Here is a 21183-nt window from a genome sequence, read left to right as displayed (position 1 = left end):
ATTTCGAAGAATTAGCAGCGAATTGCGCTGGCTAATTCAGGTATGAAATTCGGCGGATAGGAGCGATAGAGAGTGTCAAGATTCAATCCTCACAGAGAATTCTCTCCGATCTATAGCGCCGCAGCTAAATGGAAAAATCGCAGCCTTCTTGCGGATGACTCAATATTATCAAGCGACGAAAACCTCTGGTCGCTGGTTCACCTTGATGAACTCGACCAGAGGTTCGTGAAAAACCTCGACGCGGGAGAGGGTGACTTTCTATCAAAGCTGAAGGTGCAGTTATCGGAAGGCTCACCAGATTGCCGCCGGTTGATGGCCGAATGTTTATGGTTGCTGCTCCTCTTTCCGTCGAATATTGGCGCTGCCAAAAAACGGGAAAATGTTCGTGAGATCTATTCATGGTCAGGAGAGGAACTGGACGCAACCCATCCGCTTCTGGATAATATGGTCCTGGAGGGGATCGGCTCCGCCGGAACCGCCTACAACACGCACAGGTGGCGCGAGTTAGTTTTCCTGATCGGTGCGCTGCGCGATTTTAAGCGTTACGATGCCGCCGCCCGCAAGGAAATAGTCTCGGACCCATTGGTATTTTCAGGTTGGCTGAGCGGCTTACCGGAAGCGCGCCAAAGGCAGCTGATCCATATTCTTTCGCACCTTCTGTTTCCTGACAGCTTCGAGCGCGTTAGTTCAGAAGGCGATAAGCGCCGGATCCTTGCTGGGTTTGGTGACACACCGGAAAGGGAAATTCGGAAGTGGAGTACCACTGAAATTGACCGGACCTTGCTCGACCTGCGCCGTCGTCTCGAAGAAGAACACGGTGCCGAATTCGACTTTTACGAAGAGGCGTTTGAGGCCCAATGGAAGACCCAGACCAAAAACTGGCTGCTGAGCTGGAACCCCTCTAAATGGACCTGGGACACGCTTGCATTTGACAGGGCCACGACGATCACAGGTGAGAAAGCCGACAATCGGTGGCGCTGCGGATCGTCGAAGCCTCGCGAAGGCGACCGCGTCTTCCTGATGCGGACGGGTACAGCGCCGAAGGGCGTCGTCGCCGTTGGCAAGGTAACCCGCGCGCCTTATGAGGCCGCGCACTGGGACGAGACGCGCAAAGAAGCAGGCGATACGACGCGGTTCATCGATGTCGCTTTCGATGCCATCCGGGACGCAACGTCCGACCCCATCGTGACGCTCGAAGAACTGGAACGCCTGGAATCTGGTCAGGAGTGGAATCCGCAATCCTCGGGGATCGAGATCAAGAGCAAGTCTGCACGGACGCTCGAGAGGCTCTGGAAGGCGCTGTCCCTGATTACGGGATCGTCAGCTGTCACCGATGAGATCGCCGCCGTTATGAAGCCAACACGCCCGGCCGGGGAGGCCCTGAACCTGATCCTCTACGGCCCGCCCGGAACCGGCAAGACCTATCGGCTGATGAACGACTATCTGCCGGACTATCAGGAACAGGCGGCAGACCGCTTCGAGTTCATCACGTTCCATCAGAGCTACGCCTATGAAGATTTTGTAGAGGGTATCCGCCCGGTGACCGAGAAGGGCGTCATCACCTACGAGGTTCGGCCCGGTGTGTTGAAGCGCCTCTGCGAACGGGCGCGGCGGTCTCCGGACAAGCGCTTTGCCCTCTTCATCGACGAAATAAATCGCGGCAACATCGCCAAGATCTTCGGCGAGCTGATCTCGCTGGTAGAGGTCGACAAGCGCATCGTGACCGATAGCTCAGGCAAGAGAGTGCCCGGCTGCAAGGGCCTTGAAGTGACGTTGCCCTATTCTGGCGAGCGGTTCGGCGTGCCGACAAATGTCGATGTGATCGGCACGATGAACACTGCGGACCGCTCAATCGCGCTCCTCGACAGCGCACTGCGTCGGCGTTTCCGGTTCGATGAGCTCACACCCAAGCCAGAGCTTCTGGGCACTGTGGAGGACGGCGCTGGGGGCACGATCGACTTGCGGCAGTTGCTCGGCGCATTGAATGCGCGCCTTTCTCGCTTGTTGCATCGCGACCAGACGCTGGGGCACAGCTACCTCTACAAGGTAAAGTCGTTCGCTCAGCTGCGTAGGGTGTTTGCGCGCGAAATCCTCCCATTCTTGCAGGAGGCCTTCTACGACGATTGGCGTCAGATCCGACTCGTACTGGCCGACCAGACTGTCGGCGAGGAATTCCAGATCGTGCGCGCGCACACGCAAAGGGCCGATCTCCTGTTCCCGATGGCCGACCCAAACGAAATTGGCGGCGGCGAGGTGTTCGAAATCGTCCGTGAGGACGACATCACCCCTGACGCGATCCGCAAGATCTATGAGATGCCGGAATGAGACCGCTGACGTTTCAAGAGCGTGACACGGTAAGCATCGGGCCTGACAGCGATTTAACCGAGGCAGAGGCGGAGAGCATCGCGCGCCTGACATCACGATTGCCGAACGGCGCACTGAGCTGGGGCCGCCGGGCGCTGCGGTTCGGCCCCTTCTGTGGGGTCATCCAAACCCCGCACGTGATGATCGAGATACTTCCGAAGGTCGAGAGCGGTCCCCAAGCGCCAGAGGACATGCGTGGACTGCTCATTGGCCTGCTTGCGCGGGCCGGCGAACTGGGGCCAAAGCGGGTGGGCGAAGCCACTCTAGGTCAGCAGCGCAGTCACTTGCTCGACGTCTTCATCGAGGACTTCTGCGACCAAATGAAAACAGCACTGCGTGGCGGGGCAATTGCGCGATATACTGAGAAAACGGAGAATTTGAACGCAGTCCGTGGGCGACTCGAATTGACGGACCATCTGCGGGCAAACGCCTTTGACCGATCACGGCTGCTGTGCCGGTTCGACGAGCGGAGCATTGACAACGTCTACAATCGCGCGCTCAAGGAAACTCTGAGGGGCCTTTATGGCCGCGCCCTAAGCCCGCGGACACGCGCAATCGTGGCATCCATTCTGCACCGCTTCGATGACGTGGCCGATGTCCAAATTAGTGTCAGCGATCTGGATGCGCTCCGCCTCGACCGAACGATTAAGCACTGGCAACCAGTGTTCCAGAAGGCCGCGTGGCTGCTGGCTGGCCTTTTCCCGGATGTTCGCATTGGAGACGCCTCTGGATCTGCTTTGCTCTTCAACATGGAGAAGCTTTTCGAGACTGTCCTAGGCCTACGCATCCGACGCGAATGCCAGTCGATCAGTGAACCGCGCTTTTCTGTCGGACTACAGCGCCCGCTAAAAAATCTCGCCACTTCGGGGTTCCAGCTTCGGCCGGACATCACTGTTCTTGAAGGCGACGTGGCGCTTGCGATTTTCGATGCGAAGTGGAAGCGCCTTGAGACCGGCAAGTCGAATTCCGGTGTTTCAAGCGCCGATGCGTACCAGATGAACGCCTATGCCGATCGCTATAGCTGCGATCGCCTGGCGCTCGTCTATCCAGCCACAGCGGAAGTTCCTGCGGGGCGCGTGACAAATTTCGTGCTGTTGACTGCAGCGCGGCCGGTGCTTGAAGTTCTCACGATTGATGTCCGCGACTTGGCCTTCGGTAGCGGCCTGCCGCCTGGCTTTGATGCGGTGCTGCCGAGCGCGTACGAGAGACAGCAATCACCTGCGCCATCGGTTTTCGCTGTGGCATGAAGCAACTCCCCGCTCTTTCATTGCCATAGTATCAAGCCTGCGCGAGCAAGTTCGGACGGTGAACCGTTCTCCGCTGCTCCAAGCGCGAACGTCAGCGATGCGCAGAAAGCGGGAGTTTCAAAGTCTCCGCCGCGTCCCGAAAGCTCTCGTTGACCGCAGCCGTAGCGATGGAAAGGTTCGAGGAAATCCTAGGCTATGACTGCACGTCGGCGCACAGGCATCAGGCACGGTCTATCAGGATTCCTATATCTAAGATTGGCAACGGATGTGCCTTGGTCTAGCTTCGGGGAAAGGATCATGAAAGATGTCGAACGCCAAGCAAATTCTGTCCATGCTGCACAGCCGTGCGGAGGGGGACGAGGACCGGTTCCTCGCCATCGCGCTTCAGGTTGCGGCAGGCGAGGCGCGTCAAGGTCATCGCTCGAACGCCGAGGAGATCCGGGCGGCAGTCGAAGCTCTGCGCGGAGAACGTGCCGGTGCGCGGAGCGTTCGGGTGGCGCTGGCCGAACCGCGGGGCAATCTGGCAGGCCTGCTAACGCTGCGCGAACCGGCTGTCCGGCTGGGGGATGTCGTTCTATCGGCCGGGCTGCGTACGCGGCTGGACGTGGTGCTGGCCCAACAACGTCGTCGCGCCATCCTGCGCGAGCATGGGCGAGTGCCGACAAGACGCCTTCTCTTCGCGGGTCCGCCGGGATCGGGCAAGACGATGACGGCGGAGGCCTTGGCGGGGGAACTGAAACTTCCGTTGATGGTCGTCCGCTTGGAGGCGCTGATCACGCGATTCATGGGGGAGACGGCGTCACAGATGCGATTAGTGTTCGACGAGACGCTACGACGCCGGGCGGTCTATTTGTTCGACGAGTTCGATGCTGTCGGGGGCCATCGACGGGCGACGAACGACGTAGCCGAAATGCGGCGCGTCCTTAACAGTTTCCTGCAGTTCATGGAGGAGCCGACGACGACGGACAGCCTGCTAGTGGCCGCCACGAACCATCCCGATCTCCTGGATGGGGCTCTGCAGCGCCGGTTCGACGAGGTCGTGCTGTTCGAGATGCCGACGACGGATCAGGTGAAGGCGGTCGTCCAGGCCCATCTCGTACCGATGAAGGCGCCGCGGATCGCATGGAAGAAGGTCGCTGACGCCGCGACGGGGCTGAGTCAGGCGGAGATCGGGCGCGCGGCCGAGGAGGCCGTGAAAGCCGCGATCCTGTCCGAGCGGGAAAAGGTGGCCACAGACGATCTCCTGCAAGAACTGGCGGCGCGACAGGCGATGCGCGGCGTCTTCACCATGGAAACCGGGTAAAACATGCCGGACTACGACTTGCGGCATCTCGAGTTCGGCGGGTTCGTCTCGCGTGAGCGGTACGTCTCCCGCAACAGTGCGCCGCGCGAGCGTGCCGTTCGCAACCGGGTTGCCCATGCACAGAGGTTGCGGGAGGAATACGCGCGCGCCTTTGAGGGTGCGGAAGCGATCAAGAGCGAGTTGGACCTTCCCGCCGAAATCAAACGACCCGAGGGCACCTACGTGGTCGTCACTCAGACGGCCGACGGCAACGGGAAGGTTGACTTGCCGAGCAAGGGGATCCGGCAAGGAACGCAACGGGCGCGGGAGGATGGCGGGCGTGACATCGTCGTCCACGTTCCGCAGGACAAGCGCGACGTCCTCGAAGCGATCATCGCGGAATACGGGGGGGGGCCGCTGTCGGTGAAGGGCAATCCGCCCAATCAGGCGCGGGTTGAAGCGATCGAAGCGTTCCGCGCGTTCACCCTTGCGGGCATATGGCGCGAGGACCGAGCCAGATTGCCGCGTCCCGACGCAGACCCCGTCTGGTGGGGCGTCTGGTGCTGGCCCGACTGTGCAACGGACGTCCGGGCCCTCTCTGAGCGCTTGCAGCTGACCGTCGGAGCACCCGAGCGCGACATGGTTTTCCCCGAGGCCGTAGTCGTTCCCATCCATGGCAGCTGTGTCGGCATCGAACTCCTGATTTGGGCTAGCGACGGTGGTGTCGCGGAGCTTGGGACCTGGGTAGACGACGCGGCGGTGCTCGATACGCTCGATCGCACCGAGCAAAGCGACCTCGTCATGGACCTTGCGGACCGAGTCGTTTGGCCAGGGGACGACGTGCCGGTGGTGTGCCTCCTCGACACCGGGGCGAACCGCGCGCACCCGTTGATCGAGCCGGCCCTGTCGCCCGACGACCTCCATACGGTCGAACCGGGATGGGGCGTCGACGATCACGACGGGCACGGCTCGGGGATGAGCGGCATCCTATTGCACGGCGATCTCTCGTCTTGTCTTGGGGATCATTCCGTGCCGGTGCTGCGCCACCGGATGGAAAGCGTAAAGCTAATGCCACCGCCGGGTGCCGCAGGGCACGAGGGACACAACTACGGGTCCATCACGCAGGCGGCGGTCTTCACGGCGGAGATCGCACGCCCGGACCGGGCCCGCGTGGTGTGCTCTGCCGTTACCGCTCGCGACGTGGCAGGGGACTATCCGACGCGGTGGAGCGCGGCGTTAGATCAACTCGCCTGCGGCTGGACCCCCGACCCGTCGGAGGAACCCGAGCCCCGGCGCCTGATCGTTCAGGCGATAGGGAACATCCCAGACGGGCGCACTGCCAACGAAGAGGATCCAGCGAACCATCCCGGCGAGGATCCGGCGCAGGCCTGGAACGTCCTGACCGTCGGAGGAGTGACGTTTCGTACCGAAATCTCGGATGCGGGCTACGAGAGTTGGACCGCGCGCGTGGATGCGGGAGAGGCGAGCCCGCATGCCCGGACGTCGGAGGCTTGGCCGCGTAGAAGTCCGGTGAAGCCAGACGTCGTCTTCGAGGCCGGCAACCGGGCCGACGATCCAGCGGGCATGCCGCCACAGGGCCGTCTGCCATCGCTGTCGTCGGTGACGACTGGGCGGGGCGGGACCGGACCTTGGGTGCAGCCGTTCAACGCCACAAGCGCGGCGACAGCGGAGGCGGCACGGATGGCGGCGCGGATCATGGCCGAGCATCCCGATTATTGGCCAGAGACGGTTCGCGCTTTGATGGTACATTCGGCGCGTTGGACGCCGGCGATGCACGCCCGGCTGGATGCCGTGGGCAGGTCGACGGCTCGCTCGAGCCTAAGACGAGTGTTCGGTTATGGAACGCCCAACCTTGAGCGAGCTTTGGGATCGGCGCGGAACGACTTGGCCATGGTGGCGCAGGCCGAGATGCAGCCCTTTGCCAAGGGGGCGGGGTTTGAAGAGGCGCACTACTACCCTCTGCCCTGGCCCGTGCGGGAGTTGCAGGATCTCGGCGACAAATCAGTACGGCTGAAAATCGTGCTCTCCTACTTCGTCGAGCCGAACCCGTCCTCGGCAGCAAAGCTCGACCCCATCGCCTACCAGTCGCATGGGCTGCGCTTCGATCTTCAGAGGCGCTATGAGGGATACAACGAGTTCCGACACGCAACGAACAAAGCGATGTCGAAGACAGCCCCCAAACGGGAGACCGATGAAGGCTGGCTCTTCGGAGAGAACTCCGTCTCGGCTGGGTCGCTGCACGTTGATATCTGGGAGGGACCTGCCGCCGTCCTAGCGGCGCGGCGCGCGATCGCCGTGAAGCCCGTCGGTGGGTGGTGGGGCGAGCGTGTTCGAGCTGGGCGACGCGAACGCAAGACGAGATACGCGCTCGTGCTGGGGCTGGAGGCGCCGGGGATCGACGTCGACCTATACGCACCGATCGAAACTGCCATCCGAACGATGGTGCCCGTCGGCGTCTAAATAGCGAATACATCAACCGGCCTGGGAATTTGTGCCCGGTTGAAACGGACCTTCGTGCACCGCGCAACGACGCCCCCATTCTCCGCACATTAAACAAATACCACCAACTTTATTCTGCTCTGCTCTGCGCACGACTGGCAGGAAAGAGGCTGGGACCAGTCGTTAGACGCTGGTTACATGAATTCTCGCTGTTAGCCGGGTTCGTCGTTTGCCACTGCGCATACATTGGCCGCCTTGCGCTCCCTCTTGCTTCCGCAGTGCTTCCGGGCGAAATAACAACGCAAAAAGCGCCCCGAGGCGCGCTTTGCAAGTAACTGATAACACGATAATATTTGGTTGCGGGAGAGCGCATTGCACTTTGGCGAAAACAACTCTCTTTGCGCCGGTCGCGCGATAGGCAATGGCCCAGCCGGGGCGGGCGGCCCGCGCGCCCTGCCCTACCGGCGCCGGTCAGGAGCCCGACGCGTCGGCCGCTGCCTGCTCTTTCGGCGTAGCTTTCGCCGACTTGCCCTCGGCAGCCGCCTTGGTCTCGAAGGCGATTTTTGCCTCTGCGCCCTCTTGCTCTTCCGCTGCCAAGGCGTCTTCTTCATCCGCCTCGATGTGCATCTCGTCGACGATTTCCGTCCGCAGAGCGTGCTGTGCGATGCGACGGCGGTTCGCTGGGGTCGCGACGCGCTCGAGCGAGAAGAAGAATGCATCGAGGGCATCCTCGTTCAACGCCGCGATGAAGTCGTCCATCGTGTCATTGATGGCCTTCTTGATCACGCGATCTTTGTTGTCGGACCTTTTAAAGTCCCTCCCCAACGCTCGTTGGAGCGTCACAACGGCGCGCTCCGTCGCCGACGATTCCACAGGCAAAGCGATTTGCTTTCGCTCCTTCCGTGCAGCTTTCGAGGAGGCGAGTGCGGGGTTCAGAAACTGGGTCATTTTATCGTCCTTTGTTGTGTTCAATGGTCCAGATCAAGCGCCGCTGACGGTGACGTTCTCTCTGGCTGACCCGAATATTGCTCGACCTCAGCGGACAAAATCGTGGTTTTGGAAAACTTTTTTCCGAGATTCGCGCAAGCATCTGATAAAAATAGATTCTTTTATTCACGACGCGGTTTTTCGGGGCCTTTCCCATCCTGCTTTTGGTCGTCTAAAACCGGCTTCACGCGCTGCTCCAGCCGCCGCATGATCGCGGGGATCGTCTGCCGGATCTTGGCGATGATGGTGCGGGTCTGCTGCGGCAACAGGGCGGAGGCCTTGGCAATCAGTTCATCGGCTTCTGCGACCTGCTGCATAGCATCCGCGACCCCGGCGGCGGCCTCGGCCTCCGCACTCACGCGTGCCTGTCCGAACATCCGCTGCCACGCACGACCGAACACACCCGAGGCGCGGGCAAAGCCTACAGGCGACCGTTTCCTCAGTGCATCGAGCGTCGGCGACGATGGCGGAGTCTCTTTGGCCACCGGTGCCTCGATCAAACCAGGCTGACCACTTGCGCCATCCGCAACGAATGCGCCAGAGGACACACCTTCGGCGACGGCGAAAACCGTCTCGACCTCGTCCTCACGCTCCTGAACCTTTACGACCCGTGCATCCAACGCCAGCCGCTCGTCCTTCAGCGCCCTCGCGTCGGCCTTCAGACGGAGCTCCTCCTGCCTCCGCCATTTCCAGGTCTTCGCGTGATACCGACGCTTGGGTGGGGTTTGGCCGATTTCGCGCGCCTCACGGATAGCGGCAGCCGTGCGCTCACCCCGCACCAGCCCAAGGCCCCCAAACCATTCGCCGACGCTGTCCTGGGCGGCCTCATAGTTCTCGATCAGTGGGTGAATGGATGGTTGAAGCATCCGACGCGTGGCCGTTGCCGTCGGAACCTTTGCTTTCGGCTTTGCGATCTCCACCGTCGCCCGCGGCATGATCACCGCATGGATGTGATAGGCAGCCTCGTCACGGTCGGCACGTGCGTGAATGACGTCGTCGCCAAAGTTCGCCTTCAGCCAGGCCACTGCATGCGCTCCGAACTCGTTCTCCCGCGTCGCTTGGTCATCACCGAAGAACGCGGCATCCTCCGAGAACCAGTCCTTGTTGACCGTGAGGATGACTTCCCGCATGGGTCCATGCCGAGTGGGCCGCCAAGGTTGCTTCGGTCCCTCGATTATGCGGCGCTCGATGTCCTTCTTCCGTTTGCGCTTCTCGAGGGACTCGAGCTCGGCCGCAAAGTTCTCGGTGGTCATCTCGCGAATCTCGGCGAGCGCTGTCGCCGCCCAATCCTCGCGCCCGATCATGGGCGGCCCGTTCAACTCAGTCCGGGACCGATCAACGTGGCTGAGATCACCGCCTTTTCGGAGGCGGTGAGCCTCGTAGCCTGCGAGGTGGTGGGGATAAAGCCCTTGGAACCGTAGCACCACGGGGTAGCCTGTCTTGACGTTTGAACCGTCCATCGTCGAACTCCTAAGAAGTGGAGTTCAGGAGTTCGGTCGATGTGTGGTGATCGGGGAGCGGCAAAATCAAATGCCGACAAAGTATCAAACACAGAGACTCACATTTTACACGTCGGCCGTTTCGGGATGGCTCTACGGCAAGCACGATGAAAGAGTTTACACGTTAGTTTACACGCAACCAAGTTGGCTCGGACGTCTTCAACTACAGCGAGCGCTTACAGAAAAGCAGACGATGGCATTCAACAAGTCGCCTTCATACCGCTATATAATACAGCGAGAAGATCGAAAACTTACATTACCGCTCCCGGAGCCGGTAGCCTCTCTCACCGGCACTTTTAATTAAAACTCAATACCGAATCTCATGCGAAAGAACATTCATGAATTTCGCGCGCGAGACCTTGGCATTTGCTCCAAGTATACGGTCACGGTGCCAGCGCAGAATATTCTCAACAGGCACCACGAATACATCTACAATCGGAAAGCCAACGATGTCAGACAGAATGAAGCCCTTGATGCCTGACAGTTTGGCCTGAAATCCGTCCTCGTTAAACATACGTCCCGACCCGACTTGGTTGCTAGGATTGAAATATACACCTTGGCGCGTGATAGACCGGACTTCCCACATGCCTCCATCAGGATCGAGCAGGTCGTAGCCAGCACCTTCGGAGGGGGCAAGTTTCCAGCCTTGGTGCTCCCACATTAGGCGCCGCTCAATGATGAAAGACACGCGGCGACCATCCGTTAGGTATTCGCGGACATCCTTTGTTGTGACTTTGAACGCGCGCGCGAGTTCTTCCTCGTCCCATCGAAGCTGAAAACGTCTTTCCATCAATACCATCCTTTTGCTACTCACAAAGAAGTGCCATGAAAGACGGCATGGATCAAGGAGGATGAGTTGCCAAGATTTGATGATTACTTAGCTGAGGTGCAACAGCGCATGAACCTCAATCCCATAATGATGTTGGTCCGTGCATGGACACCCCAAGAAATCACAGCGGTAGAAAACGCTATTCGGGTCGCAGTCGTAGCAAGCGGCATTATTGGCCTACAGATTCCAAACTTCACTGGAACTAATCAAGCCAAGGGAAACAAGGCTGCAAATCACTTCTTAAACACCGTTTCTCCGCACCTCGCTAGGCCCAATAGTATCGTCCTAGCGACCGGCTCGGGCTATCCCGACCGCATATTCAGGTTAGGCGGCATCTGCTTTTGCATGGAAATGAAAGCAACGAGTAATTGGCGAAATGCAGATGGAAATCGTCGAGTCCTCACAAGCTCCCCGACTAAAATGCGAAACTTGATTATCAATAGACAACTTGCATCGCCCCCAGCGCATCTAATTTGCACCGTCCTATACAATGAGGCGAATTCAACAGTGACAGGTATCAGATTGGACTTCCTTGAGCCAAATTCTGAAATCAAAATTCGTCTTGAAGCATCCACCACCCAACAACTACTTCACAATGGCGCCCAAACGACCGCAATCATTCCTTAGTGCCGCTGCAACAGCACTATCCGGTTTGTATTCGTGCCTTTTGATCCGTTGGCAACGCCCCAGCAATTGGCCGTTTTGGTAAAGGTCTGATCGTTCACCATCACGCCCAGGCGGTAGAACGGAAGGTCCTCAGCGGCCTTCCAGACGAGTTTTTCTAGCAGCACCTTGCCGTTGCGAACCTCCCCAACTTCGAATGCAACATATCCCCCAGAGCGCAGGATACGAGCCTGTTCGGCTAAGACGCGGTGAACCATTTCGGTCCAAGCCAATTCTGTCTTGTGCATGTCGATAGAAACGGTAGTTGGGTCAATGCCCGCGAACCAACAGCGCAGCCAGTTGTCGGCAGCATACTGGACAATGTCCAGAAACGGCGGGGACGTTACGACAAGATCAACCACACCATCAGAAATTCTCGGTGTGGCCGATGCAGATCCGGTATTCAGGCTGGATTGAACTTGGCTTGGCGAACAGCCGTTCTTGAGCAGAGTTCGGGTCTTTTTCAATATTACCTTCGGAATGTCACGCTCGGGTGGCGTGACACCTAGCTTCGTATTGATTTTAAGTTGAGCCTTGACCGAGACCGCCTGATTGGGGGGCATCGACCGCCCCGAAAAGAAACCTGGAGAATGACCAGAAAGTCGATTGATAGCGACCATCCTTATCCAGTCAGCCACTGGGTCGACATCGGTAGCACCAAGTGGCGCACGTTCTGCAATCCAGAGCCTCAGGGCCTCAAGCCGCTTAAGGGTAACAGGATGATAGAATGCAAGAAGGTCTTCGCTCTCGATCTCGCCCAGCGACCAGTCCACTGTCTGAAGGGCAGTTGCAACAGCTTCGACCGAGATTGGGCGGAGGCGGGGGCGGGTCAAAAGAACAGACAGAGGGTTTACATCGTTGCCGAACGCCTGACGCCCCATCAGTGCTGCCTGCACAGGTGTCGTGCCGCGGCCCATGAAAGGGTCGTACACAACATCGCCTGGGCGGGTAAGTCTCTCAATGAAGAACTCTGGGAGCTGTGCCTTGAAGCAAGCTCGATACGAAACCTCGTGAATCGAATGAGCTTGGCGTTGGCCCGCCGTCCAGAATTCGTTCAGAAAATAAGGTATGCCATCCAAAGTTTTTGAAACAGTGGCTTCACCAAACTCTCTGAAAGACAGGATGTCCGCTAAAAAAGACTCGGCATCATCTGAAAACTGCGCTTTTTCAAACATCGAAAGTTGCGTCATAGCGATTCCTCTTTTTTACTGACTAACCCATCGGTGAGCCGAGTACAAGGTCAAGATGACCGCTGTTTGCACAAAACTTCAGACCTGTCGACGCCGCGGGTGCCGGGCGTGTGGAAGAAAATGAAGTTCCACAAAACTCTTGCGGGGAAACTTACTCACTAATCAGCTGGCACTCCGGCCCTGCGGGCCTGCGTTCCAGCTGACGTTCGCCGGGGGCTCCGCCCCCGGACCCCGGCGGCGCTGACGCGCCGCCCGGGTGGCGCTCCGCCCTCCCGAACCCGCCAAGGGCCTTCAGCCGGACCAGAGAGCGATCCACCCCTCTGGACACCCAGGGCAGGGTCGTCGCTCGCCGCTCCCCCTGCACCCCCTGGCGTCTCCCGACTGGCTTGGGTCATCGTTCCGCACTCCCCCAAGACCCCCTGCTCTCGGAGGATGCCGCTCCGCGCTCACCTCCGAACCTCCCCCACTCCCGGGCAGAGCGTTCCGCACCTCTTCCCGAACCCATCTCTGCTCTTCCTCTGGACCAGTTCGGGGCGATAACTGCTTCGACGCTCTTCATCACGCCGTGACCACGGCGCACATAGCTGACGTTCGCAGCACAAGGCAGCAAGGTCTGTTATGCGGGGCGGTCTCAACGGTTCGACGCAAAATATAGGTTAGAACGCTCTACGGGCGTTTCGTAGCTCAGCCTTTTCCGCGGTCGTCCGTTAAGCTGCAACGAAGGCTATGATGTCCAGATGAAGACTTTCGGGCAAAATCGCTGCGACAGAGCTGGAGAGCCAAAACGGTTTGCGGACACGCTCTAATTTATGACAGGATTGCCCTAACAGCCGTCCACTTGAGAAAAGCTTTGTTCGAACTCCACGACCTGGGATCCGTTATATAGCTTTCTCTCATAAAAGGTGTTTCCTTCAAAACCTTTTGAAGTACCAGATATGCAAAATACTATGTCGCCATTGCCGATATCGTCGGAATCAATGAAATAATCTACAGTCTCGGAGGGCGGGAGGATCGCGTTTTTATTAAATACATCTTCGCCACCTAACTTAACGCTAATAGAAAAATCTATAGAATAAGGGGATGGATTCCTAAGATATAGGTGGGAGTAATATGCCTTTGCACCCGGACGATTTTCATAGTCGTAATCTGTACTACGAACCAATTCAGGAGGCACAATAAAATTCATCCAATATGGAATGGCATCAACCATTTTAGCCGTGTTATCAGACGTTTGAGCAGTATTGACAACAGTTTCCTCAGCTGCATCAGCTATGCGCGTAATGTCAACTCTTGCATCTTCGATCAAATCCTGAAAGCTAGCAACTTTTTTCGCTGCCTCTCCGGGATAGATGAATGCGTATCCTGCAGTTACTGCCGCAACAAAAAACGTAATGATACCTGTAACCGATGCCAAGGAGGATATAATCCTCTCGCCTCTTAACATCTTATCCTGAAAACTCATGTCTAGACTCTCTGAATGCACCTACACCTTAATTATCGTGCAGAAAATAAAGAGGCAAGAGCGATTGAACAGCGGGACGCAAGCTGTATGCCCCGACAGTTTGTGGCCAAGGACATCATAAATCTTTGCCGCTTGCCGCTCCTCAACCATGTTCCATGAATCGCCGAACGGCTTCGCGATGAGCTCGAATCGGACCTTCGCTGCATTTTCCGTCGAAGTTCGCTTTGAGCGTCTGAGTGGATTTAGGCATCTTTCGTGGCGCATATCGACATGGAAACTGCCCTGTCGCAGTCCACGGCCACCACAGTCAATCTTTGCTACGCCCCGGCACATCACAAACAGGTAAAGCCTCACGCGCGATCTGAGCGAAGTCGAGAGGGACACCCTCTCGACGCTCTCCCGCAACATACAGGGAGCAAAGCAAATTCGGGAGGCAGGCCAGCCCCTTCCGCCGTGCGCGCGCTTTGTGACGCGCACGACGGAAGCTTCCGGCCAATTGAGGAAGGGGAAGATCGCGCGCGTCGGACATCCATCATTCAAGGACCCGACAATGCTCGACACGACCACCACCGTTCACACGATGACACCCGCTTGGCGGGACCACCTTTCCTACGGCGATATCGTCTCGTTTCGCTTTCCGCTCGCGGAGGAGGGCAGCACCGGACAGCCGAAGGCGCGTCCCTGCCTGATCATCGACATCGAGGTGCGGGGCGACCAGCGCTATGCCCTGATCGCCTATGGCACCACCTCCCGGCGGCGATCCAACGTCGGATACGAGATTCACGTCCGCCGCCGCGCAGACTACCTCGCCGCAGGGCTCAACGAGCCGACGCGCTTCGTCGGCGCGCGTCGCCTGTTGGTGCCACTCAACCACAGCGGCTTCGCGATCTGCCGCGCGACAGGCTCCGCCGTGATCGGCCGAATCGAAGGCGCGCCGTTTGACGCGATGAACGCGGTGCGGGGACGGATCCACGCTGAGGCGGACATCGCGGACGATCGGCGGTCCCGGCGGCGGGTCGGGCTCCGGCGCGGTCGCAGCTTCGCTCTCGACGAGCGGAAGCCGCGAATGGGCGCGTCGACCGGAAAGGCGGTGCACCAATGAAGGAGCTGCTCCCGCAAACGCTGTTCGAACGCCAAGTCGAACTCACCAAGTTCCTGCTGGAACGCATGCACGGCATCGACAGCCACCTGACCGCACGCGTGCAACCATACCTGCCCGAGGCCGACCAATACGACGTGACTGAACTTATCGAGGTGCTGGACGATGAAGAGCAGATCGACCCGAACCTCCATTTCTACGTCGACGCCGTCCTCGGCGAGATGCGCCTGGCAATCGCCGCCGGAACGCACGACGAACAGGTTCCCATCTCACCCGAACACCTAATCGGCTGCGCCGAGGGGTTCGACACTCGCAAGGTGCGAACGCCTGAGGCAGAAGCGCTTCACGCTGCCCTGCCGCCGCTCGAAGGCCTCTACGTCGCGGCGCGCGAGGCAATCGAGTTTGCGACCGCGATCCGGCTGAGCCTACACCTCCTTCACGCTTACTGAACCCAGCGGCACCCGAAAGGGTGCCGTTCTTGAGGGCCATCACGGCCCCGCTGGCGGGACTGGATCCCCCGTCAGTCGGCGCGCCGGCGAACAATGCTCCGTCGCTGCTACGACGATGTCGGCGCGCCTCAACTCCGCCTTGGGAGACTTCAAGATGTCATTCGTTCGACGCATCGCAGCGGTTCTGCACGCGCATCCGACGCTGGTCGTGCGCGCCGCGATCATCCTGCTCCTGCTCGTCCACGGCGCAATGCTGTTCCGCTGAATGGAGCGCGCCCGCAGGTTGCCCTGCGGACGCTATCGGCCACGGTTGTGCGAAGGATCGGGTGGGCGTCCGCCTTGTCGGTTGTTTGATGCCCGAACAGGAAAGGACTCCGCCGATGCCGCTCGACAGACTGATAGACCTTCTCGCAGAAGCCGCGGTCCGCAAGCTCTCGCAGGAGCGGGAGAAGCAGGAAGCGACACCTGACGCGATATGCGTTTTTCGCCCGTCTCGGATTGAATGGCCACAACATTTCCGCATTGTCGCGCGATATATCGGGCGACTGCTTCACTGACGCCACAACTTGTGGGAAGAATACCTTATGACACAACACGCCCACCATGCCCCGCGCCGCGTCGCGATCTACGCCCGCTATTCGACGGACATGCAGAACCCCAAGTCGGTGGAAGACCAATTCCGACTCGCTGAGCGCTACGCGGCCCGGGAAGGCTGGGTGGTCGTCGAGCGTTTTTCAGACCGGGCCATCAGCGGCACGGCGAGCCACGACCGTGCAGACTTCCTACGGCTGATGGACGCGCTCGTCGCGAAGGACCGCACCTTCGACATCGTGTTGGCCGAGTCTCTCGACCGCGTATCGCGCGACGCCGAGCACTTGGCGCGGTTCAGCAAGCTCGCCATCCATGCCAGAGTCGAGATCCACACGGTCGATCGCGGCAAGGCAGACGCCCTTGCGGTCAATCTGTCCTCGCTTTTGAGCGGTATGTTTCTCGAGAAGCTATCCGCCACCGTCCACCGCGGGATTGAGGGAAACGTGTCGCGAGGGCTGAGCGGTGGAGGTCGCATCTACGGCTACAAGCCAGGCACCGACCAGCGCGGTGCCCCCTTAAAAGGGCAGCTCGCCATCGACGAGATCGAGGCAGCAGTCGTCCGGAGCATCTTCCGCGACTATGCCGCCGGTATTTCACCAATCAAGATCGCAACGCGACTGAACGGCGAGGGTATCGCCTCTCCATCCGTGGGATCGGAACGCGAATCATCGGGACACTGGAAGCAGAACACGATCAACGGCAATCGCGGACGCGGCACCGGCATCATTAACAACGAGCTTTATATCGGTCGCCGCATCTGGAACCGATTGCGCTACAGCAAAGATCCGCACACCGAGAAGCGGACATCGACGCTCAACCCTGAGAGCCAATGGCAGACAGTCGAGGTTCCGGATTTGCGGATCATCGACCAGGAGCTGTGGGATGCCGTCAAGGCGCGTCAGGCGGCGCTGGCGAAGCGGAAGTCCACGCTGGAAAGCACGGACCGCAATCACCTGTCCACCGGCCAGGCGCTGCGGCGGCGCAAGTATCTGCTGTCGGGCCTGCTGCAATGCGGCCAGTGCGGCGGGAATATGACCGTGGCCGGTGCGGCCAAATACAAGACCTACTACTGCGCCAACGCCAAGGAGAAAGGCCCCAGCGTCTGCGCAGGCTTCCGCGGCCTGCGTGAGAGTGTCGCCCTGCCACTGGTGCTGGATGGCCTCCGCAGCGAGCTGATGAAGCCGCAGGCCTATGCGGCGTTTCGTGAGAGTTTTCACAAGCGCCTTGAGGCCAGTCAGGGGGCCTCCGTCGACGCCTTGCAACTGCACGATGCCCGTGTCCGCAAACTCGAGACGACGCAACGCAATCTCGTGCGCGCCGTCGAGGAGGGCAAGTTCGCGGCCGCAATCATCGACCGGCTAAACGCCGTCGATGCCGAACTGAAGGATCTGAGGGGAAAGCGCGACGAGATCGTCCCGTCAACGGTGGAGCTGCCCGAGAACCTGCCTGAGCTCTATCTGGCGATGATCAGCGACCTTGCGTCCAGCCTCTCGGACGAGGCCGTGGCCGGCCGCGCTGCCGACGAGTTGCACGAGATCATCGACCGGGTCGTCGTGCATTGGGACGGCGCCGCGTACGGCCACCGTCTGGAGATGTCCGGCAATGTATTGGAGATGCTACGCAAATCGGCCCCGAGAGAACTCGAGGCCGTGAGTGGCGTTATTTTAGGGGAAGTTGGTTGCGGGAGTAGGATTTGAACCTACGACCTTCAGGTTATGAGCCTTATAATCCCCGTGGACTCAATAAATTGCCCACTCAGAAAAATTCCTCTTCGCAAGCCGCCCACTCATGACAAAAGTCACATTTTGTCACCAGTGCGATGTGCCGAGGTATTCGATACGCGCAGGGCCTCGGTACACGCGAATAGGGAGTGTCGGAGAGATCGCTGAACTGCCGCAGTAAAAGCAACCTTAAAATACGGGGTCTGAAACTCAGAGTCGCTCACTGGGCCCATTCAGGTTTTAAATAAGGTCAGGCGTCGGAACGCCCTGCGAATCCAATGTTCAGCTGATTGCGGACCGCAACTGCTATGAGACAGGGCCATGCCGCTATGACCTTCACCGGCAAGCAAACAACATATGACGGTATAGGAAAAGGCGGTCCGATATGGGACCGCCTTCTTTATCTGGATCGAATGCATTCACTCGCCTCACAGTCTTGATCGAAGAGGTATTGCGCTACAAAGCAACGCTCTGACTTTCACGTTGGAAGCGGCGACTATCACCCCTTGTAAAGACTATTTCAGGCCAAAGGCCCGAAGCCGGTTCTTACATCATGCCGCCCATGCCGCCCATGCCGCCCATGTCGCCGCCGCCGCCGTTACCGCTGTCCTTTGACGGACGATCGGCAACCATGGCTTCGGTGGTGATCAGCAGGCCTGCGACCGATGCTGCATCCTGCAGCGCGGTGCGGACAACCTTGGCCGGGTCGATGACGCCGAACTTGAACATGTCGCCATATTCTTCGGTCTGCGCGTTGAAGCCAAAGGTCTTGTCGTTGGAGTCGCGGATCTTGCCCGCAACAACCGAACCGTCCACGCCGGAGTTTTCGGCGATCTGACGCAGCGGTGCTTCGAGTGCCTTGCGGACGATGGCGATACCGACGTCCTGATCAGAGTTCGCACCCTTGAGACCGTCCAGCGATTTGCCAGCCTGCACAAGAGCGACACCGCCGCCTACGACGATCCCTTCCTGCACCGCAGCACGGGTTGCGTTCAGTGCGTCGTCGACGCGGTCCTTACGCTCTTTCACTTCGATTTCGGACATGCCGCCGACGCGGATCACGGCAACACCGCCAGCCAGTTTGGCCACGCGCTCTTGCAGCTTCTCTTTGTCGTAGTCAGAGGTCGTCTCTTCGATCTGACCACGGATCTGGGACACGCGTGCCTCGATCTCGGCCTTCTCGCCAGCGCCGTCGATGACGGTGGTGGTGTCTTTCGTGATCGTGACGCGCTTGGCAGAACCCAGCATGTCGATGGTCACGTTTTCCAGCTTCATGCCGAGGTCTTCGGAGATGACCTGACCACCGGTCAGGATCGCGATGTCCTGCAGCATGGCCTTGCGACGATCACCGAAACCCGGTGCCTTCACGGCGGCGATCTTCAGGCCGCCACGCAGCTTGTTGACGACCAGTGTGGCCAGTGCTTCGCCTTCAACGTCTTCGGAAATGATCAGCAGCGGCTTGCCGGACTGGATGACGGATTCCAGCAGCGGCACCATCGGCTGCAGCGAGGACAGTTTCTTTTCGTGCAGCAGGATAATGACATCCTCTAGCTCAACGGTCATCTTTTCAGAATTGGTCACGAAGTAGGGCGACAGGTAGCCACGATCGAACTGCATGCCTTCGACGACATCGGTCTCGGTCTCGAGGCCTTTGTTCTCTTCGACGGTGATGACACCCTCGTTGCCGACCTTCTGCATCGCGTCCGCGATCTGACGACCGATTTCCGCTTCGCCATTGGCAGAGATGGTGCCGACCTGCGCGACTTCGTCGCTGTCGGTCACGTCACGCGCAGCGGCCTTGATCGCTTCGACGACTTTGGCCGTGGCCAGGTCGATGCCGCGCTTCAGGTCCATCGGGTTCATGCCGGCGGCGACGGACTTCATGCCTTCGCGCACGATGGCCTGTGCCAGAACCGTGGCGGTGGTCGTGCCGTCACCGGCCTCGTCATTGGTGCGCTGGGCAACTTCCTTGACCATCTGCGCGCCCATGTTCTCGAACTTGTCTTCCAGTTCGATTTCCTTGGCGACAGTCACACCGTCCTTCGTGATGCGCGGTGCGCCGAAGGACTTGTTGAGGACGACGTTACGACCCTTGGGGCCCAGCGTCACCTTGACGGCGTCTGCGAGAATGTTCACGCCCTTGAGCATGCGATTGCGGGCGTCGGTGCTGAATTTGACGTCTTTAGCTGCCATTTTCATGTGCTCCTTGAATGTTCAGTTATTGTGGAAAAGCGGCGGGCCATCAGGCCCCCTGCGACATCACATGATGCCGAGGATGTCGCTTTCCTTCATGATCAGCAGGTCTTCACCATCGAGCTTGACCTCGGTGCCGGACCACTTGCCGAACAGGATGCGGTCGCCTGCCTTCACGGCCATCTCGATCAGCTCGCCGTTGTCCTTGCGGGCACCGGTGCCGACGGAAACGATCTCGCCTTCGGCGGGCTTTTCCTTGGCGGAATCAGGAATGATCAGACCGCCCTTGGTCTTGTCTTCGCCTTCGATGCGACGAACCAGCACGCGGTCGTGCAGAGGTTTGAATGCCATCTTGTGAACCTTCCTTGAAGCGTTGCGATTTTCGTTAGCACTCACCTTGGTCGAGTGCCAGTGAGATTGACCTAGTCAAGCTTGCCAAGGCTGTCAATTAGAGACGTCTAGCTTATAGGTTAATCCTACAAACACCGGCGGGGATCGCCTGGCGACCCAGCCGATAACCGCGCACATGGCAGAGGATGCAGGACATGACAACAGACCTCCAAATTGTCCCCGCACGACGCGGCCGCGCAGTCCGGGTCGCCAAAGGCAAAGCCATTCAAATTATCAATACACACGGCAAGCAGGTTGTGGACACCTGGTGTTTTAATGCCGACGACATGTCCGAGTTTATGTCAATGGAGCATCTGCATGCGACAATTGAGGGCATTTTTCCGGCGAAAGGTGATGCACTGACAACAAATAAGCGACGGCCGATCCTGCATCTGGAAGAAGACACTTCACCAGGGCGTCATGACACCGTCATCGCAGCCTGCGATGTGCACCGCTACGCCATGCTGGGGTGCAGGGAGTATCACGACAATTGTACTGACAATCTGCACTCAGCTTTGGCGCAGATCGATCTGCGCGCGCCGGACTGCCCGGCACCACTGAACCTATGGATGAACATTCCCGTAGAGCCTGACGGCAAGATCGTATGGGGCGAACCGCTCAGCAAACCTGGAGACTATGTGACGCTGCGCGCTGCGATCGACTGCGTTGTGGTTATGTCAACCTGTCCTCAGGATATCATCCCGGTCAACGGGACCGACTGCAAACCGACGGAGGTTCATTGTCGATTAATTGACTG

Annotated in this window: 16 protein-coding genes; 9 read left to right on the top strand and 7 right to left on the bottom strand. The window is 59.1% G+C overall.

Annotated features, from left to right (window positions below; translation table 11 throughout):
• Positions 1–72 precede the first annotated feature (72 nt).
• From ACOI1H_RS08165 to ACOI1H_RS08150, 4 genes are all read left to right on the top strand, one after another.
• On the top strand, positions 73–2325 hold the full coding sequence (locus tag ACOI1H_RS08165; RefSeq protein ID WP_422436539.1) for an McrB family protein: 2253 nt from the start codon (positions 73–75) through the stop codon (positions 2323–2325).
• On the top strand, positions 2322–3611 hold the full coding sequence (locus tag ACOI1H_RS08160) for an McrC family protein (RefSeq protein ID WP_422436537.1): 1290 nt from the start codon (positions 2322–2324) through the stop codon (positions 3609–3611). Before ACOI1H_RS08165 ends, ACOI1H_RS08160 begins: the two co-directional genes overlap by 4 nt.
• Before the next feature lie 304 nt (positions 3612–3915).
• On the top strand, positions 3916–4914 hold the full coding sequence (locus tag ACOI1H_RS08155; RefSeq protein ID WP_422436535.1) for an AAA family ATPase: 999 nt from the start codon (positions 3916–3918) through the stop codon (positions 4912–4914).
• Positions 4915–5178: 264 nt separating this feature from the next.
• A complete protein-coding gene (locus ACOI1H_RS08150; protein WP_422436534.1) occupies positions 5179–7374 on the top strand; it encodes a S8 family peptidase in 2196 nt (731 codons plus the stop codon).
• Positions 7375–7824: 450 nt separating this feature from the next.
• On the opposite strand, the gene ACOI1H_RS08145 is transcribed toward ACOI1H_RS08150, so the two are convergent.
• The 3 genes from ACOI1H_RS08145 to ACOI1H_RS08135 form a co-directional block, all read right to left on the bottom strand.
• Positions 7825–8301, bottom strand: a complete 477-nt coding sequence (locus ACOI1H_RS08145) for a hypothetical protein (protein WP_422436533.1) — start codon at positions 8299–8301, stop codon at positions 7825–7827.
• 161 nt (positions 8302–8462) lie between these two features.
• Entirely contained in the window at positions 8463–9644 is a 1182-nt protein-coding gene (locus ACOI1H_RS08140; protein ID WP_422436531.1) for a plasmid recombination protein, read from the bottom strand.
• A 502-nt stretch (positions 9645–10146) separates the two neighbouring features.
• On the bottom strand, positions 10147–10629 hold the full coding sequence (locus tag ACOI1H_RS08135; protein WP_422436530.1) for a hypothetical protein: 483 nt from the start codon (positions 10627–10629) through the stop codon (positions 10147–10149).
• Positions 10630–10695: 66 nt separating this feature from the next.
• On the opposite strand from ACOI1H_RS08135, the gene ACOI1H_RS08130 reads away from it, so the two are divergent.
• Positions 10696–11295 (top strand): hypothetical protein, encoded by a 600-nt coding sequence (locus ACOI1H_RS08130; protein ID WP_422436528.1) that lies wholly within the window; start codon positions 10696–10698, stop codon positions 11293–11295.
• Here the strand turns inward: ACOI1H_RS08130 and ACOI1H_RS08125 are convergent.
• Together ACOI1H_RS08125 and ACOI1H_RS08120 are read right to left on the bottom strand one after the other, a co-directional pair.
• Complete coding sequence (locus ACOI1H_RS08125; protein WP_422436526.1) at positions 11292–12521, bottom strand: DNA methyltransferase; 1230 nt, start codon at positions 12519–12521, stop codon at positions 11292–11294. The two genes, ACOI1H_RS08130 and ACOI1H_RS08125, sit on opposite strands and share 4 nt — an antisense overlap.
• 823 nt (positions 12522–13344) lie before the next feature.
• Positions 13345–13983, bottom strand: a complete 639-nt coding sequence (locus ACOI1H_RS08120) for a hypothetical protein (protein ID WP_422436525.1) — start codon at positions 13981–13983, stop codon at positions 13345–13347.
• 550 nt (positions 13984–14533) lie between these two features.
• Between ACOI1H_RS08120 and ACOI1H_RS08115 the strand changes: the two genes are divergently transcribed.
• The 3 genes from ACOI1H_RS08115 to ACOI1H_RS08105 all read left to right on the top strand — a co-directional run bounded on the left by ACOI1H_RS08115 (position 14534) and on the right by ACOI1H_RS08105 (position 17819).
• Complete coding sequence (locus ACOI1H_RS08115; RefSeq protein ID WP_422436523.1) at positions 14534–15085, top strand: hypothetical protein; 552 nt, start codon at positions 14534–14536, stop codon at positions 15083–15085.
• On the top strand, positions 15082–15531 hold the full coding sequence (locus ACOI1H_RS08110) for a hypothetical protein (protein WP_422436522.1): 450 nt from the start codon (positions 15082–15084) through the stop codon (positions 15529–15531). Before ACOI1H_RS08115 ends, ACOI1H_RS08110 begins: the two co-directional genes overlap by 4 nt.
• Before the next feature lie 584 nt (positions 15532–16115).
• Positions 16116–17819 carry a recombinase family protein gene (locus ACOI1H_RS08105; RefSeq protein WP_422436520.1) on the top strand — a complete coding sequence of 568 codons (1704 nt, stop codon included), beginning with the start codon at positions 16116–16118 and terminating at the stop codon, positions 17817–17819.
• A 570-nt stretch (positions 17820–18389) separates the two neighbouring features.
• On the opposite strand, the gene groL is transcribed toward ACOI1H_RS08105, so the two are convergent.
• Positions 18390–20036: a chaperonin GroEL gene (gene groL / locus ACOI1H_RS08100; RefSeq protein WP_422436519.1), complete on the bottom strand. Its 1647-nt coding sequence runs from the start codon at positions 20034–20036 to the stop codon at positions 18390–18392.
• Positions 20037–20102: 66 nt separating this feature from the next.
• The gene (gene groES, locus ACOI1H_RS08095) at positions 20103–20387 is read right to left on the bottom strand and encodes a co-chaperone GroES (protein WP_422436517.1); all 285 of its coding nucleotides are present in this window, start codon (positions 20385–20387) and stop codon (positions 20103–20105) included.
• A 194-nt stretch (positions 20388–20581) separates the two neighbouring features.
• On the opposite strand from groES, the gene ACOI1H_RS08090 reads away from it, so the two are divergent.
• Positions 20582–21183, top strand: a 602-nt coding sequence (locus ACOI1H_RS08090; protein WP_422436515.1) for a DUF1989 domain-containing protein, incomplete at its 3' end; no start/stop codon positions are given.

This window comes from Loktanella sp. DJP18 (assembly GCF_049310965.1).
Lineage (GTDB): Bacteria > Pseudomonadota > Alphaproteobacteria > Rhodobacterales > Rhodobacteraceae > Loktanella.
The sequence above is the reverse complement of the archived record's forward strand: the minus strand, read 5'-3'. Positions and strand labels throughout refer to the sequence as shown.